This window comes from Shimazuella sp. NTD250, from assembly GCF_059510375.1.
The window spans coordinates 63902-80332 of record NZ_JCAJZS010000009.1 but is presented as its reverse complement, the minus strand read 5'-3'; the positions used below and the strand labels follow the sequence as shown (position 1 = coordinate 80332).

Here is a 16431-nt window from a genome sequence, read left to right as displayed (position 1 = left end):
AAAAAGCCAGCGAGTCTGCTGGCTTTTAATATGTCTTTTACCATAATAAAAAAACAAACCCAATCCTTTATTCGGGTTTGTCAGGTAACACTATATTTCAAAGGAAAACGCACTGTAAAAATACTCCCTTTGCCGACAGTACTTTCCACTTCTATCTCGCCATGATGCAGTTCTACCAAATGTTTCACAATAGCTAATCCAAGCCCTGTACCTCCTGAATTACGAGACCGTGCTTTATCCACTCGATAAAACCGTTCAAAAATTCGCGGTTGATCCTGTTCTGGAATTCCGATTCCCGTATCCATCACTTGCAGCATCCAGTGTCTCTCATCTTGTTTTACATTGACTGTCACTTTCCCGCCAACTGGTGTATAATTCATTGCATTCGCTAGTAAATTCACTAATATCTGCCTTACGCAATCCGTATCCATCTTGACCATAAGCGGTTCAATGTCTGTCAATAAGCGTAAATTTTTTGCTTGCATCTGTTCTATCAACGTTTCCACTACATCATGAACAACCAATTGTACAGAAATGATTTCCATCTTGATCGAAACTTGTTTTGATTCGATTTTGGATAAATCCAAGAGATCAGACACTAAACGCTGCAACCGTAACCCTTCTTTGTATATAATCTGCAAAAATTCTTTGCAAGTATCTGGGTCTTTTCGCGCACCATCTAACAATGTTTCTGTAAAACCTACAATGGAGGTAAGTGGTGTTTTTAACTCATGTGATACATTGGCTACAAAGTCTCGGCGCAATTCTTCCAAGCGGCGAATTGCCGTCAAATCACGAAAAATCGCCACAATACCAAACTGCTGCGAATTTTCTTCAATGGGAGTGAGACTCGCCTCTATTATTCTCTCTTGCGGATAAAACAGGGGGATTTCCAATCGGACGGGAATATTTGTCTCTATGCATTCGTTCAACAACGGACGAAAGTTATAAGCAGATAAGTATACATCGTAATGTTTCCCCATCATCTGTTCAACTGGTAAATCAAAGATACTTCCAAAAGCACGGTTTACTAATTTGATATATCCATGAGCATCTACCATCATCAAACCAGTATCCAGGGACTCAATCACACTGTTCATCCGATTGGTGCTCTCTTGCAAGTCAAGTATTTTCTTTACTAATGCTTCCAAACACCCACCCCCCAAATTGCATTTGCTTTTTCTCTCGCCTATTTTTCTTCTTTGCTCTCCAGCTTATATCCCACACCACGTACTGTCTTGATGTAAAGCGGCTTTTTTGAATCCAACTCAATCTTATCTCTTAGATGGCTGACATGAACATCTACGATACGTGAATCCCCTACAAAATCGTAGTTCCAAACTGCATTGAGCAATTGATCTCTCGATAATACTTTTCCACGATGGTTAGCAAGATAAATCAATAACTCAAACTCTTTTGGCGTCAGCTCGATCGGTACTCCATTTCTCATCACTTCATACCCATCTGTATCGATCAAAATATCGCCGATCTGAATACTTCTTTCTGGAGGCTTGGTGTCTTCATCACTTCTTCTGACTGCTTCCATGCGACGAAAAATTGCTTTCACTCTTGCAGTTAATTCTCGAATACTAAATGGTTTCGTCATATAATCATCTGCACCCAGTTCCAAACCGAGTACTTTATTAAATTCATCTGATTTTGCAGTTAACATCAAGATAGGGATATGTTCTTTTTCCGCACGAATACGACGGCAGACTTCTAATCCATCAAATCGTGGGAGCATCAAATCCAGCACGATCAGATCAGGCATATCCACTTTTATTTTTTGTAGTGCGATATCCCCATCAAGAGCACTATCCACACTAAATCCTTCTTTTGTTAAATTAAATTCAATCAATTTTACAATGGAAGGTTCATCTTCTACTACTAAGATTTTTTTCGCCATCTCATTCACTCCTACACTCGTGCTCTACTCCTAATCTTAAGAGAAAACATACGAAAAGGAAAGGTTATGAACGACTCCAGAAATAGTACTTTTTGGAGTGCCCTTTTCTTAACCTTCCCTTTTCCAAAAACAAATATATTATCTCTTTTGGCGATTGTGTTTTGCACGTTCGTTTTTGTTCAAGTATTTTTTACGCAGTCGGAATGTTTTTGGTGTTACTTCTAGTAATTCATCTTCTTTCAAATACTCAATCGCATCGTCAATCGTCATTTGACGCGGTGCATCTAGCTTGAGCGTTTCTTCCTTTGTAGCACTGCGTATGGAAGTCAGGTGTTTCTTTTTACATACATTTACTTCTAAATCCGTATCGCGGATATGTTGTCCAACGATCATCCCTTCATACACTTCTGTCCCAGGAGTGATAAACATTTGACCTCGATCTTGTGATGCATGCAAAGCATATGTTGTCGATGTACCCGTTTCCCAAGCAATGAGTGAACCAAAATCATTCGTCTGAATTTCGCCTGCATAAGGTTCATATCCAGCAAGTAATGTATGCATCTGTGCTTCCCCACGTGTAGCAGTCAGCAATTGTTGACGAAAACCGAGCAGACCACGCGAAGGAGCTAAATATTTGAACTGAATATTTCCGTTTTCGAGTACTGCCATATCTTGTAATTGTCCTTTGCGAATACCAAGCAGTTCAACTACTGCCCCTTGATATTCACTACTGACTTCGATATCTACTGTTTCCATTGGTTCCATCTTGCGCCCATCGATCTCTTTTAAGATCACTTCCGGTTTGCTCACTTGAAATTCGTAACCCTCTCGGCGCATGTTTTCGATTAAAATCCCAAGATGCAGCTCCCCACGACCAGAAACAATAAATTGATCCGAGGAATCGGCATCTTTTACACGCAGTGCAACATCTGCTTCTGCTTCCCGATAAAGACGCTCTCTCAATTTCCGGGAAGTAACAAATGTACCATCTTGGCCTGCAAATGGACTTGTATTGATTCCGATCGTCATCCGAAGAGTCGGCTCTTCTACAGTAATAGGAGGCAATGCCTCTGGATGCTCGGGATCAGCAAGCGTATCCCCGATACCGACATTTTCCACACCAGTGAGCGCAATAATATCTCCCGCCGTAGCTTCTTCCACTTCTACACGTGCGAGCCCGCGGTGAATGTAAACTTGCCCAACTTTGACATTGCGGCTAGTTCCATCAGCAGCTAATAGGACAAGTTGCTGATTTTTACGAATCGATCCGCGTTCCAATCTACCGATTACTATCTGTCCTTTGTACTCATCAAAACCTAGTAAAGTAGCTTGCATTTGAGTAGGACCATCTACGTCAACTTGTGGAGAAGGAAGCTGGGTGATGATTTCTTCAAACAAAGGCTCCAGTGTATCCGTTAGATTTTCATAGTCCATTCCAGAAACTCCGCTGAGTGCACTAGCATAAACAACGGGAAAATCACACTGCTCATCTGTCGCTCCGAGATCTACAAATAAATCAAATGTCTCATTGATTACTTCTTCTGGACGACGGTTATCCCGGTCAATTTTATTCACCACTACAATTGCTTTATGACCGCGCTCGATAGCTTGACGGAGGACAAATTTGGTTTGCGGCATCGGTCCCTCTACCGAATCCACTAATAAAAGCACTCCATCAACCATGTTCATAACCCGCTCTACTTCTCCACCAAAATCAGCGTGCCCAGGGGTGTCAACAATATTGATTTTAATTCCTTTATATTCAATCGCCGTATTTTTCGCTAGAATCGTGATTCCTCTTTCTCTCTCGAGTTCATTGGAATCCATCACACGATCTTCCACCTGTTGATTTTGGCGGAAAATGTGGCTCTGCTTTAACATCGCATCTACTAGTGTTGTTTTCCCATGATCAACGTGAGCGATGATGGCGATATTTCTTATTTGCTCTGCATTCATTATTCTGTTATTCCTTCCTTATACGCTTATCTATTCACAAAGGAGATCGTACCACAACTATGTCGCTTTTGCTACGAAAACCGCGAAAAAGAACGATTTTAACGATAAAAATGAAATCTTTTCTTTGAAACCAAACAGAAAAATAGATGAATCCAAACGACCTGAACGATGACAGCAATAGCTGTAATACTGACTCTATCGATACTAAAAAGAAAACTAGCTACAATAGCCAGACTCAAAGGATAGTAAAAAGAAATCCACCATTGTTTACTGCGTCTGTCATATAAAAACAATATCAGTATCAAGCTGATCAAACCTTTGAACAGAGTCAAGAAGAGAAAATGTATATCATTTACACCCATTCCATACGGAGAGCGTACGGTTAGCTCATAATTTTTATTTTCACCAACATATCCATTTAATATATGATCTTGATTGGAGATAAACTTTGGTGACTTTTCGATTTGATTGATCAACTTCGTTCCTACTTGCAGTTCCGGTGATGCATAAGTAGGATTTGTTTTCATCCAAGCTGGCACCATGTACAATACATACCGATCTGGAACAGCGTAATTAACATTTGCACTTTCCACGTTGCGAATTTCCGCATATACTTCATCCGCTACAACCATGACATCATACCCTGGGATAAAACTTCCTATTTTTGACTTCAGATGAAAAGCAGTTGGATATCCGATAAAAGCAATTGATTTTTCATCTATTTCACTCTTTTGCTGGTAAGGTGAGTTAACAGAAGTAAAAAAATAAATGGCTTCATTTTCTTTTAATTTTGTTGGTTTAGGTTGTCCCAACTGTTTTGCTACTTTTTCATACTGGGAATACGACAGCGTCAAGGGAGATCGTACTCCATTAGCTTCTTCAAGAACCAAAAAATCTACTTGCTGCTTGTGATAAGTTACCTTCTTTTGTTTTAATTCCTGTTCCAATTCCTGTTCATAAAGAGGCAATTTTGATTTATCTTGATACAGTGCTTCTAAATAAAAAGTAAAAGCATTTTCTTGATAATAATCTTGCTGAGTTTGATAACTCGTAAACAATACTTTCATGTCTTGTATCGAGGAAACGAAGGAAAGAACAGCCAAAAAAACAACTAAAACCTTCCCTGTTAAACCTCCAAAAAATCGCTGATTGGAAAAAATGGAAATATAACCGATTTTTCTATCTAGGATCACCAATAAAATAATGGCTCCAACAAAAAATACACCAAGAAATAGATAGAACCACTCACTTAGTCTTAAACGCTGACTTGCAAAAAAAGACACATATAGATTCAAGCCTGACAACAAAACCGCAGACACGATTACCCATGCATAGGATTGCCATCTTCCATAAGTATTCCATGCTTTTTTCTTTGGATATAGAAAAAAATAAATAAGTAGTGCACTAACTACAAAAGCAGGAATAAAAAGCAATGCTGATTTTCCGATAGCTAAAGCCGGAAATACAAACGGAAAAGTAGGAGTCTCCATCAAAATTCCAAATAACGGAAAAATCAATAAACTGAGTAACATTCCCATGATGATACTCATCAACCATGATACCAAGCCGAGCAAAAGATTTTCTCCAACAATTACGATGCGCATCTGTTTCCAAGAGACGTCATCTAACATATCTGGTGTAATTGTACTTCTTCTGCTTGCTATTTGATAAATAGTGGATAAGAGTAAAGAACCAAAAAACAGAAAACGAAGCTGATTGATATCTAAAATGTCGATTTCTTGTAAGTTGAGAAATTTTCCAAACCAAGGATGAGAAGTAAGCATCTCACTCCATAAATAAACCATTCCAAAGAAGGTATGTATACTAAAAAAGAGGAGATGTGGCTTGAAATTTTGTCTTATATTTCTCCAAATAAGCGATATATTAGCCAATAGATACTACCTCCTTTAAACATTTATTTTTTTATATTAATTTTAACAGAAATTGATAATACATAATGATGAAAAAAAGAAGTATTTTTTTCCTATTCTCAACTTGATTTATGAACGTTGAAAGGAAAAAGTATAGCCGGCAAATCAATCTATGAAAATATGTAGTTTCTTTATTCGGAATACAAAATTTGGAAATAAAAAAGCACACCAAACAAATAAATTATTTTCTATAAATAAACAATACTATTCACATCTAAAACTATAAAAAAAGGTGTGAACGTATTGAATCAGAATCGCAAAATGATTATTTCTCTTTTCTTCACATGTCTGTTTCTCTTTTCTTTTGCTATGTATGGATGCAATCGAATGTCTGTGGAAACACCAAAAAACAATCTGAGTAGAACATCAAGAGAAAATACCAACTTAAAATATGAGAGAACCAGAGCATTCGATAACACAAAGATCACAAAAAAAAAACAAGACTCCTTAAGGATTAATCCCAGAAGATTCACAGACAAGATTCTGACCTTAAATGGTAAGACGATCTCCTATCGTGCCTACACCAACATCGTTTATGTCAAAAATCCAGTAGATACAAAATATCAGAGTATGAATATCTTTATTCCCAAAGCTTACTATCAAGGTAAGTCTATTAGCAAATACACGGCAGAAACTGCTCCCATCTTCTTACCTAATTCCGTAGGCGGTTATATGCCCGGACCGTCTGGAAGCCCTGGCAAAGGCATGGAAGGTAGTGTAAATGCAGCATTTGTCGCCTTATCAAAGGGCTATGTGGTAGCAGCACCCGGAGCACGCGGAAGAACCTTACAAGACAAAAACGGGAAGTATACCGGAAAAGCTCCTGCTGCTATCGTAGACCTAAAGGCCGCTGTTCGCTATTTGAGGCATAATGATAAATACTTACCTGGAGATGCGGAAAAAATTATTTCTAATGGAACCAGCGCTGGAGGTGCCCTTTCTTCTCTGCTAGGCGCTTCAAGTAACAACTTCGATTATGAACCCTATTTAAAAGCGATCGGTGCAGCTAATGAACGTGATGATATTTATGCTGTATCTGCCTACTGTCCCATTACAAATTTAGAACATGCAGATATGGCATATGAGTGGCAGTTCAACGATATACACACATACAAAAAGATGGCAATGTCAACAGTAAACGGACAGATCAAGAGATCTGAGGTCAAGGGTACGCTAACGGCAAGTCAGATTAAAATCTCTGACAGGGAGAAAATGATGTTCCCGCCATATTTGAATTCACTGAAACTCAGAAAGAATGATGGAACTTCGTTACGATTGGACACGAATGGAAATGGTACTTTTAAAGATTACGTCAAGTCCTATTTGATCCAATCAGCACAAAAAGCACTTGATAGTGGTACTGATTTGTCTAATAAGAAGTGGATAACGATCAAAAACGGAAAAGTCACGGATATTGACTTTGAAAAACAAGCGGCATTTATGAGTCGAATGAAGACTCCACCCGCATTTGATGCATTAAATTTAAGCAATGCTGAGAATGAATTATTTGGTACTGCAACCATCAATGCAAAACACTTTACCGAGTTTTCAATGAAACATAGTATCGTGAAAGGCTCGCTTGCTTCCCCAATAATGGTGAAAATGATGAACCCTACGAGGTACATTGGAGCACCGGGAACAACTACTTCAAAATACTGGCGGATTCGTCATGGCACAAAAGACAGCGATACCTCCCTGGCTGTCTCCGCCATCCTGGCATCCAAACTGCATAACAATGGTTACCATGTTAACTTCGCATATGCTTGGGATCGACCACATAGCGGCGATTATGACTTAGATGAGCTTTTTGCTTGGATGGATAAAATCTGTCATCCAATGAAACACAAAAATAAGCATTAATCTTAGAAAAAGCGTATCCCTTTTTGATATGCTCCCAAAAAAGCAGACAGATGAAATAATAAAATCTGTTTGCCTAAATTGGGGGCTTTTTTAATGGAGAAAAGTTCTAGTAAGTTGGTCGATTGATTCTTTTATGTAAAAAACTATATATTCGGAGGGTGGTTCAGTCTTCACATGTAAAACTGAACCACCTGAGATGCAAGATCCAGAGTCTAATGACGGATCTTAGGAGGTCTCCTCCTCGGACGAAGAACCGTCACCATCACCCTCAGCTAAGCTCGCTTTGTTCGCGAGCAGTTCCGCGTGGCCGGCAACTGACTCTTGCTTGGCAATAGCCTCTTCAACCAACCTAGCGTCACGGTCATCAGCCATGATTTTCCTCCATCTCGGTCACCACGATTACGTGGATTACACGTTATATTGTAGCAAAATTTGCAATCCCTATAGGCAAAAAAATAATTTTCTTTTGAATCCTAGTGTTTAAAAAGCGCATTGCTGTTAGAGCAATACGCTTTTTAAATCAATAGTATTTATTCCCATAGTTAAATTCAAAATCGATATTCATCCCTTTTGGGATTTGAACATATAAGATATATTTCCCCTTATCTGGTTCCCCTGAATCTTTGCCGGATGGTTCAATCGAACTGATGGAATCTTGTTTTAAGGTCGGTGTAGTATACGTGTGAACTTCTTTTTCAGTACTTGAATCCACAATTTTGTAGCTTATAGCTCCTTCTGTGGCATTGTTACTGCGTGTGTGAATATAATTTTGCTTTCCTGGAGTGTAGTTAAACTCCATATATTTCACCCATGTACCAACGCCTGTCTCTCCATTGTACCTCGCTTTGTTATCTGCCACTTTCCAATCCAAACTCTCTACTGGACCAGGCTTCTGTTGATACTCTTTCCAAAGCTGATCCAATGTTTTCCCCGTGTATTCTTTGAATAAGTTATCCGAGTAATAATTATTTTGCACTCGTTGGTGGATTTTCAGAATACTGCCAGGGGACTTAATGTGATTGATCCACATGAAAAATCGAGCAGTTACCCGATAACTATCTGTGTATTTTTGACTTTCCTCCACCTTTGGAAATCGCCAACTATCCAGATTCGAATACCGATATCGAGCATAATCTGCAAAACCTTCTACAAACCAACTAGGAACTTTCACCCCATTTGGATAAGCTTGCAATATATGACACATCTCATGCACCAGCATTCCTTGATCGTCGGGATTGTTTTTCGCATAGTCAGGATGAATATAAATCGTATTACCAGAGGTATAGGCAATGGGGTAATTTTTATTTTTTTCGAATTTAACGAAAAATTCCTTTCGAGCCTTCTTAGGATTATATACATCTGCCATCGGAGAGTATGTACGTTTAAATGTTATTTCATATCGATTGACCACATCAATAAGTTGATCATCATCGTACGTGATCGTCATTTTAAAATCTCCGCTTTTGACTACTTTTGTAGCCGCATACACAGATGAAATGTTAATAGAGGCAAAGAAAACAAGTGTAAAGATAAACGAAATAATAAGATATAGTCCTTTGTTTTTTGACAAATGCTTCATCTCCTCTTGCAAAGTAACAATATATTCATAGTATAGAAAAATAAGTATATTCGCAATAACCTGAAGTAAAAATCACCTTATTCTCATATTTAAAAATACATAATTATATCGCTACATCCTGTCCTTGTATTGCATAAACCGATTATTCCATAAATATGATTACAGGGAGTAAGTTGGCAGGAGGTATAAATATGCCAATTAAACCCCCTTATTTACAAACAGGAGACACTATTGGGATTGTCACATTGGGAAGTCCCCTTGCAAGGAGTACTATAGATGCACGAATAAACGTACTTAGAAGCATGGGCTTTCAAGTACTAGTTGGACAACATGTGTATGATTACGAAGGAATTGTCGCAGCTTCTGCTACAGAAAGAGCAAGCGATTTGATGCAGATGTTTGAAAATCGCACAGTGAAGATGATTTTGCCTAGCCGAGGAGGTACAGGAGTTAAAGATATTCTCCCATACTTAGATTATAATGTGATTCAAAGAAACCCCAAGATCGTAACGGGATATAGTGATATCACAATACTCCTCAATATTTTATATCAATTTTCAAATATGATCTCATTCCAAAGCCTTCTACTCATCGATTTTAGACCAACTACTCCTACCTTTAACTATGAACAATTCTTTTCTACTGTTTCTGCTATCAACGAACAAAAAGTAATCGAAAACCCTCCTGGTATCCCTTTAGTGAGTCTTGTACAAGGAAATGTTACAGGACCAATTATTGGGGGAAATATAACATCATTTGTAGATACACTTGGAACTCCCTATGAGATTGATACAACAGGGAAAATTATCGTACTGGAAGAGATACATGAGGCAACGGATAAAATCTACCGAGACTTAACAAGAATGATCCTAGCTGGAAAATTTCAGGATTGCCTTGGTATTGTGGTGGGACAGTGTACAGACTGTCCGATTTCTTATGGAGATTCTTATGATGAGTTGATAGAGACTTTACTTGTTCCACTTGGGAAGCCGTTAATGACCAATCTACGGACAGCTCATGGAACATATAAAACGACTATACCGATCGGGGCAATGGTTAACTTAAATACATACAATAGAACATTGACGGTAGTAGAAACAGTTGTAAGCGGATAGAAGAGTGTAACATTCAGAAGAATTGGAGAAAGGACATCTTTTCCTAATCGTTTTCCTTTGATATTGGAATAATATTAATGCTTTTATAAATGACTCCCCTCCTTTCACTGACTTAAAGGATGGTTTTAAGTGGATGCTCCTCGTTAGTCATAACTTTTCCCTTTTAGGTTGTCATTTTAATGTAAAATTAGAATGTTTCTTATCCTTTGAACCATAATTTATACAAAAAAAGCCCTATGAAGAACATAAGAAGGTTATTCAGAGCTGTCATAGACAAAGACTGGGCACTCTTTCGAATTCGCCCAGTCCACATATATGGCACTATTGTCTTTTTGTCCATAAAGTTCCGATCTCTATAATAGATTTTGGATTCTCTATTGAAGATAAATCTCCTAAAGCCTCATTTAGATACGCAGTACGGATAACCCTTCTTAGAATCTTCCCATTTCTTGTTCGGGGCAGCTCATTTACAAAATGAATAGCTTTTGGTTTTAATGGCTTACCTAATTTCTCCATTATTACTGTTTTCAATTCTTCTTCCAATTCTTTTTTCGCCTGAACATTTTTTTGCAATGTAACAAAACAAACAGCAACCATTCCTTTTACTTCGTCAGGTATACCTATCGCAGCAGCTTCTACTACTGCTTCATGAGAAACAAGTGCTGACTCATATTCAATCGGCCCAACTCTTTTTCCCGCAACTTTCAGCGTATCATCGCTGCGTCCCTCAATAAACCAATAGCCTTCTTCATTGGTTCTTGCCCAATCCCCATGCACCCATGTATCAGGAAAACGAGACCAGTATGATTTTTCATAGCGATCGGCATTCTGCCAAAAACCTCTTGTCATTCCCGGCCAAGCCTGCCGAATCACCAGCTCCCCGACTTCATTTTTTACTGATGAACCTTTCTGATCAACCACATCTACGATCATTCCGGGTATCGGTCCATGAAAAGAACAAGGCTGCAAGGGAAGGCCGGGAAAACTAGACAATATACCACCTGAAATCTCTGTACCGCCAGAGTAATTGACAATCGAGCAGCAACTTTTACCTACTTTTTCAAATAACCAAATCCATGGATCCTTGTTCCATGGTTCGCCGGAAGAACCAAACACTTTTAAGGAAGTCAGATCATGTCCTTCTATCCAATTATCACCTTGACTCATCAACATTCTTATTGCTGTTGGGGAAACACCGAGATGAGTGATCCGATGTTTGGCTGCTAAACTCCAAAGTCGACCGCAATTTGGATAGTCGGCTGTTCCTTCGTATAAAACAATGCTTCCACCAAGCAGCAATGCTCCAAAAACCATCCACGGCCCCATCATCCATCCCATATCAGTCACCCAGCAGAGTGTATCTTCCTGCTGAAAATGAAATGCATACTTCAAATCTTGTGCAGCTTTGAAAGGAAACCCAACATGAACATGAACAGTTCCTTTTGGCTTTCCTGTCGTTCCAGAAGTATACAGCAACATACAAGGTGTTTCTGACTCCAGCCACACGAGCGGGCTCGTGTTCGGCGTTCCTGCCAGTAAAGATCGATAGGTTAACCATTTGTTGCTGGAACTAAGTGTATCGGAATCCCTTTGCACTACTACAACATGGGAAAGAGAAGGACATTTGTCGACTACTTTCACTGCTTCTTTACCCATAGGAACCTGTTTCCCACGCCGGTAGAAATAATCAGCAGTAATCAATACTTTCGCTCCACTATCTTCTACCCTTGCAGCAACTGCATCTGCTCCATAGCCAGAAAATACAGGGATAACAATAGCACCAATCTTTGCAGCCCCCAGCATGGCCACAACTGTTTCGGGAACCATAGGGAGATAGAGCACAATTCGATCTCCTTTTTTCACTCCCAACCTTAGCAAACCATGAGCAAACTGATCCGTTTCGATGGACAATTGATTATAAGTGAGCTTTCTTGTTTTGCCGTCATCTGCTTCCCAAATGATCGCGTTTTTGAATGCTAGAGGTCCTTTAGCATGCTTGTCTACCGCATCATATGCTACATTTGTTTGTCCATCCACATACCATCGTGTCCAAGCTATTCCTCTCAAATCATCCATTACTTTCGTATAGGCTTTGCGCCATGTCAAACCAATAGCCTTCTCCATCTCTCCCCAAAACCATGCTGGATTTTTCTCTACCGCTCGATGAAGTTGATCGATCGAAGAAAAACCTTGCTCTGCCAACAATTGATACAAATTGGAGTCTTCCCATTTTACAGAGGTCGGTAAATAAGTATGTTTTGTTTCACCCATAGTCTGCAACTCCCCTTTGAAAATAGGTAGTACAGATACACCAGTCAAATGTCTAATTTGCTCACATAAAAATAAAGCGCTTACATATAGAAGTGTAAAAAACCTTTTGCATTTTTCATTTTATCATATTTCAATGAGGATATTTTCTCTACAAAGTTGGTTTGCATTGGAAGCAGAAGAAGTATAACACAAAAACTATATGTAATTCCCTTTTAAATGCGGACGCCCTGCTCCATCGTGATCTGCATTCAGCAGTCAGATAGAACAGGGCGCGTGGCGCCTCAAGCTTCACAGCTTTCAGCGTCACAGTCGGATCACCGCACGATCAGACTCCGTACGCCAGCTTGGCGATTTCCTCGATCACCCACCAGACCTTCAGCTCGGCCGCGTACTTGGTGCAGACTCGCTGGATGTCCGGCAGGGTGGCGGGGACGATCACGAGCGTGGTGAACGCGTCGCTTTCGCGACTCACGAAGCGCATCCGAACCCACTTCATCGATTCGCGGAAAGCGATCCGGGGGATCGCGTGGTACATGTCGCCTTCCTTGGCCAGGAAGGCCAGATCGTACCGACGCGTTGCACTCATCGGGAATCCGCCTTCGTTCCACAGCCGGTCCTCGGCGTTGGCGAAGAGAGGATTGTTCCCCGCGACGATGTCGTCCGAGAGCATCCCGCCGGTGGCAATGCTCATGAACTGACCGGTCTTGTGGATCCCCAGCAGGACGTTGTGCTCGGCCGGGTTGTTCACATCCCCTTCGTAGCGGATGTCGGGAACTCCTTCGAGAACTCGCCCGATGTTCTTCGGATTCTCGAAGAAAATCTCCAAGAACTGCGGGCTGTTCACGCGGGGGACGAGTCCCTCAACGAGTTTCTCGGGGAACAGGGCCGGGAACATGTCGACCTTGAGCAGCGAACCGTCGAGGTCGACATGACTCCCCCAGATCGTGCCGACGGTGGAGAGCTTCTTTCCCTGACGCACGTCGGCTGCGATCTTCTCGCCCCAGGCAGCGAACACCGGTCGCTGCTCTGTCGACAAGTCGATGCCGAACAGTTCGCTTCGGTCATTGAAGGCAGGAGCCTCCAACCCCCGACGCACATTCTCCTCGACGAGCTTGCCCCACTGAACGAGTACCGCTCGCTGAGCGTCCGTCCACCGCAGGGTGTTGTCCCTGGTGTAGTAGGGGCGCACTTTGTCCGGCAGGGCGATGACCGTCTTGTCGTCCATGAACTGCATGTTCTTGTTGTCCCATCTGTGTCGGTGATCCTTAGGTCATACGACCTCTTCCTTATGAGTATATACAAAAACCTCCTATCATCCAAGGCGATTCGCATAAAAGTTACCAAAATTAGCATTATTCGAGTGCTAGATACTCTCCTCGAACCATCAGCTTCCCAGTCCCGCCTTCTTAGCCATATATAAACAATCCCCTTTAAAATGCGGACGCCCTGCTCCATCGTGATCTGCATCAGCAGTCAGATAGAACAGGGCGTGTGGCGCCTTACAGCGTCACAGTCGGATCACCGCACGATCAGACTCCATACGCCAGCTTGGCGATCTCCTCGATCACCCACCAGACCTTGAGCTTGTCCGCGTACTTGGCGCAGACTCGCTGGATGTCCGGCAGGGTGGCGGGGACGATCACGAGCGTGGTGAACGCATCGCTCTCACGGCCCACGAAGTGCTCCCGGACCCACTCCACCGGTTCGATGAAGGAAACCCGGGGCATGGCGTGGTACATGTCGCCGTCCTTGGCCAGGAATGCCAGATCGTGCTCACGCGCCGCACTGATCGGGAATCCGCCCTCCTTGAACAGCCGTTCCACGGCGTTGGTGTACAGCGGGTCGCTCGTCGCGGCGATGTCGTCCGTGATCATCCCGCCGATGGCGATGGTCATGAGCTGACCGGTCTTGTGCACGCCGAGCAAGATGTTGTGCTCGGTCGGGTCCCCCTCGTAGCGGATGTTGGGCACTCCTCCGAGGACTCGCCCGATGTTCTCCGGGTCCTCGAAGTAGACCTCCGAGAACTGCGGGCTGTTCATGCGGGGGACGAGTCCCTCGATGAGCTTCTCGGGGAACAGACGAGGGGACATGTTGACCCTCAGCTCCGTGCCGATGAGGTCGACGTCACTCCCCCAGATCGTGCCGACGGTGGAAGGCGTCTTGCCCTCGCGCACCTGCTTCTCGATGTGGGCACCCCAGACGGCGAACACCTCTTGCTGCTTGATGGTCAGGTCGAGGCCCTTGAGGCCAGCCCATTCGCCGAAGTTGATAACCGGGATCCCCCGGCGCACGTCTTCCGCGACGTGCTCACCCCAGGTGACGAGCAGCTCTCGCTGGCCGTCCGTCCACTGCTGGATGGCGTACTTGGTGTAGATGGGGCGCACGCCTTCGGGCATGGTGATGACCGTCTTGTCGTCCATGTACATGTGCTTGGCCAATCTCGTGTCGGTGATCCTCAGGTCATATGACCTCTTTCTTATGAGTATATACAAAAGCCTTCTATTACCCAAGATGATTTGCATAAAAGCTCCAACATTTGGATTGGTTACTGGAATTTCAACACTAAACTAAAACATTTTTTTTGAACCAATAAAACCACCCGTGTTTGTTGCAAAACCCCTAGTTAAATATTAAGTCTACTAAAATTTGAATCGCATGCTTTTGTCGACAATCGTATTACTTCGAAGTTACTTAATATTTTGTGGATTTCATAATAACTCATTTAAACTTTTGAATTGAAATATGCTTTCTCCTTTTGCTATCATGAATATTAAGTATTGTTGGTGTGGGTTGTAGCCCACCTGAGACTCTGGGAGTCACCATGTTCGAAACCCTTCCGCACGGATTCGTACCCAACAAGTACGTCGTGGGTTCCCTGCTGCCCTGGTGGTTGCAGACGAAGATCGACGCCGACTGGCAGTCGACGAACCCCGAGGGTTACAATGGTCGCGTCTACGCCGCTGTCGTCAGTGACGACGCGAAGGATGTCTACCTCTGGGACACCTCGTTCGCAGTTCGTGCGTCGCGAGGCAAGGAGCTGGAGATCGACATCTCCTCCCTCGGAATGGACTTCGCGACATTCCGCCGGGAGTACTCGAAGCTGCTCGACCAGCTCGATCAGCTCCCCGAAGAGATGGTCATCGTCGAACTCCGAGGTAACGTACTGGCGGTCAAGATCCAGTTCAAGACCGTCAACATCGCCTCCTTCGGAGTTCGCCGTTGGCGTTGGCTCCCCAAGTGGGTTGCCAACCGGCTCCCCAAGTGGCTCGTCGCCGGTGATCACAAGACGGCTGGTGCGTTCCCCTTCGCGGGAATCCTCGACATCCCTGACCTTTTTGCTCACGCGGAGCGAGAGGTCAAGGAGGAGTCTGGGCTTCTGGCCGACAACTTGCAAATCATCGGCGTCGTGCGCGACAAGAAGAGCATCAACTTCGTAGGTATCTACGACGCCCCCTCGAAGAGGGAGTGCCGTCGCCGCTTCGACCGCCGGGAGGACCCGGACAACGAGATGAAGAACCTTCTCTTCCTCTCTTCCGTGGAGGAGGCGAACGGCCTGATTCAGAAGTGGTCCCCTCTTGGTGAGGTGGTGGAGGCAGCGCTCTCGCGCTGAGCCTCTGACACCCACACCAACGGCACCCCGCTGTCTCTTAGGAGAAAGCGGGGTGCGCGACTTTCCGGCAAAAAAAGTCCAAATTCGGGACTAAGCCTTATAAGTACTGTACCCATGCCCATCAAATCTAAAAACTGGTTTGTCAACACCAAACAATCCCAAAGAGTATATACAAAAACCTCCTGTCAGCCAAGGAGATTCGC

The 16431-nt window shown here is 42.8% G+C and carries 12 protein-coding genes; 3 read left to right on the top strand and 9 right to left on the bottom strand.

The annotated features are described in order from the left end of the window. Window positions 1-80: 80 nt before the first annotated feature. The 4 genes from pnpS to AC5WOF_RS18105 all read right to left on the bottom strand — a co-directional run bounded on the left by pnpS (window position 81) and on the right by AC5WOF_RS18105 (window position 5754). Window positions 81-1151, bottom strand: coding sequence for a two-component system histidine kinase PnpS (gene pnpS, locus AC5WOF_RS18120; RefSeq protein ID WP_496051349.1), 1071 nt, complete (start codon window positions 1149-1151; stop codon window positions 81-83). Window positions 1152-1189: 38 nt separating this feature from the next. Continuing rightward, window positions 1190-1906 carry a response regulator gene (locus AC5WOF_RS18115; RefSeq protein ID WP_496051348.1) on the bottom strand — a complete coding sequence of 239 codons (717 nt, stop codon included), beginning with the start codon at window positions 1904-1906 and terminating at the stop codon, window positions 1190-1192. A gap of 138 nt (window positions 1907-2044) precedes the next feature. Next, window positions 2045-3865 (bottom strand): translational GTPase TypA, encoded by a 1821-nt coding sequence (gene typA, locus AC5WOF_RS18110; protein ID WP_496051409.1) that lies wholly within the window; start codon window positions 3863-3865, stop codon window positions 2045-2047. A 95-nt stretch (window positions 3866-3960) separates the two neighbouring features. Then, window positions 3961-5754 carry a hypothetical protein gene (locus AC5WOF_RS18105; RefSeq protein ID WP_496051347.1) on the bottom strand — a complete coding sequence of 598 codons (1794 nt, stop codon included), beginning with the start codon at window positions 5752-5754 and terminating at the stop codon, window positions 3961-3963. A gap of 282 nt (window positions 5755-6036) precedes the next feature. Between AC5WOF_RS18105 and AC5WOF_RS18100 the strand changes: the two genes are divergently transcribed. After that, window positions 6037-7653: a subtype B tannase gene (locus AC5WOF_RS18100; protein WP_496051346.1), complete on the top strand. Its 1617-nt coding sequence runs from the start codon at window positions 6037-6039 to the stop codon at window positions 7651-7653. Between the two features lie 225 nt (window positions 7654-7878). On the opposite strand, the gene AC5WOF_RS18095 is transcribed toward AC5WOF_RS18100, so the two are convergent. Both AC5WOF_RS18095 and AC5WOF_RS18090 read right to left on the bottom strand, forming a co-directional pair. Further along, window positions 7879-8025, bottom strand: a complete 147-nt coding sequence (locus tag AC5WOF_RS18095) for a hypothetical protein (RefSeq protein ID WP_496051345.1) — start codon at window positions 8023-8025, stop codon at window positions 7879-7881. A gap of 148 nt (window positions 8026-8173) precedes the next feature. After that, entirely contained in the window at window positions 8174-9223 is a 1050-nt protein-coding gene (locus AC5WOF_RS18090) for a basic secretory protein-like protein (protein ID WP_496051344.1), read from the bottom strand. Between the two features lie 200 nt (window positions 9224-9423). Between AC5WOF_RS18090 and AC5WOF_RS18085 the strand changes: the two genes are divergently transcribed. Beyond that, window positions 9424-10347 (top strand): S66 peptidase family protein, encoded by a 924-nt coding sequence (locus AC5WOF_RS18085; RefSeq protein WP_496051343.1) that lies wholly within the window; start codon window positions 9424-9426, stop codon window positions 10345-10347. A gap of 321 nt (window positions 10348-10668) precedes the next feature. On the opposite strand, the gene AC5WOF_RS18080 is transcribed toward AC5WOF_RS18085, so the two are convergent. The 3 genes from AC5WOF_RS18080 to AC5WOF_RS18070 form a co-directional block, all read right to left on the bottom strand. Continuing rightward, a complete protein-coding gene (locus AC5WOF_RS18080; RefSeq protein WP_496051342.1) occupies window positions 10669-12618 on the bottom strand; it encodes an AMP-binding protein in 1950 nt (649 codons plus the stop codon). Window positions 12619-12943: 325 nt separating this feature from the next. Beyond that, window positions 12944-13852 carry a hypothetical protein gene (locus tag AC5WOF_RS18075; RefSeq protein ID WP_496051341.1) on the bottom strand — a complete coding sequence of 303 codons (909 nt, stop codon included), beginning with the start codon at window positions 13850-13852 and terminating at the stop codon, window positions 12944-12946. Window positions 13853-14147: 295 nt separating this feature from the next. After that, on the bottom strand, window positions 14148-15140 hold the full coding sequence (locus AC5WOF_RS18070) for a hypothetical protein (RefSeq protein WP_496051340.1): 993 nt from the start codon (window positions 15138-15140) through the stop codon (window positions 14148-14150). A gap of 299 nt (window positions 15141-15439) precedes the next feature. On the opposite strand from AC5WOF_RS18070, the gene AC5WOF_RS18065 reads away from it, so the two are divergent. Then, on the top strand, window positions 15440-16228 hold the full coding sequence (locus tag AC5WOF_RS18065; RefSeq protein WP_496051339.1) for a hypothetical protein: 789 nt from the start codon (window positions 15440-15442) through the stop codon (window positions 16226-16228). Window positions 16229-16431 lie beyond the last annotated feature (203 nt).

What these genes read in the sequence shown, in the direction of transcription:
- AC5WOF_RS18075 (WP_496051341.1), bottom strand. Translation starts at nt 13,852, where the DNA reads ATGCAGTTCATGGACGACAAGACGGTCATCGCCCTGCCGGACAAAGTG.
- AC5WOF_RS18065 (WP_496051339.1), top strand. Translation starts at nt 15,440, where the DNA reads ATGTTCGAAACCCTTCCGCACGGATTCGTACCCAACAAGTACGTCGTG.
- AC5WOF_RS18070 (WP_496051340.1), bottom strand. Translation starts at nt 15,140, where the DNA reads ATGCAAATCATCTTGGGTAATAGAAGGCTTTTGTATATACTCATAAGA.
- AC5WOF_RS18085 (WP_496051343.1), top strand. Translation starts at nt 9,424, where the DNA reads ATGCCAATTAAACCCCCTTATTTACAAACAGGAGACACTATTGGGATT.
- AC5WOF_RS18095 (WP_496051345.1), bottom strand. Translation starts at nt 8,025, where the DNA reads ATGGCTGATGACCGTGACGCTAGGTTGGTTGAAGAGGCTATTGCCAAG.
- AC5WOF_RS18115 (WP_496051348.1), bottom strand. Translation starts at nt 1,906, where the DNA reads ATGGCGAAAAAAATCTTAGTAGTAGAAGATGAACCTTCCATTGTAAAA.
- AC5WOF_RS18080 (WP_496051342.1), bottom strand. Translation starts at nt 12,618, where the DNA reads ATGGGTGAAACAAAACATACTTATTTACCGACCTCTGTAAAATGGGAA.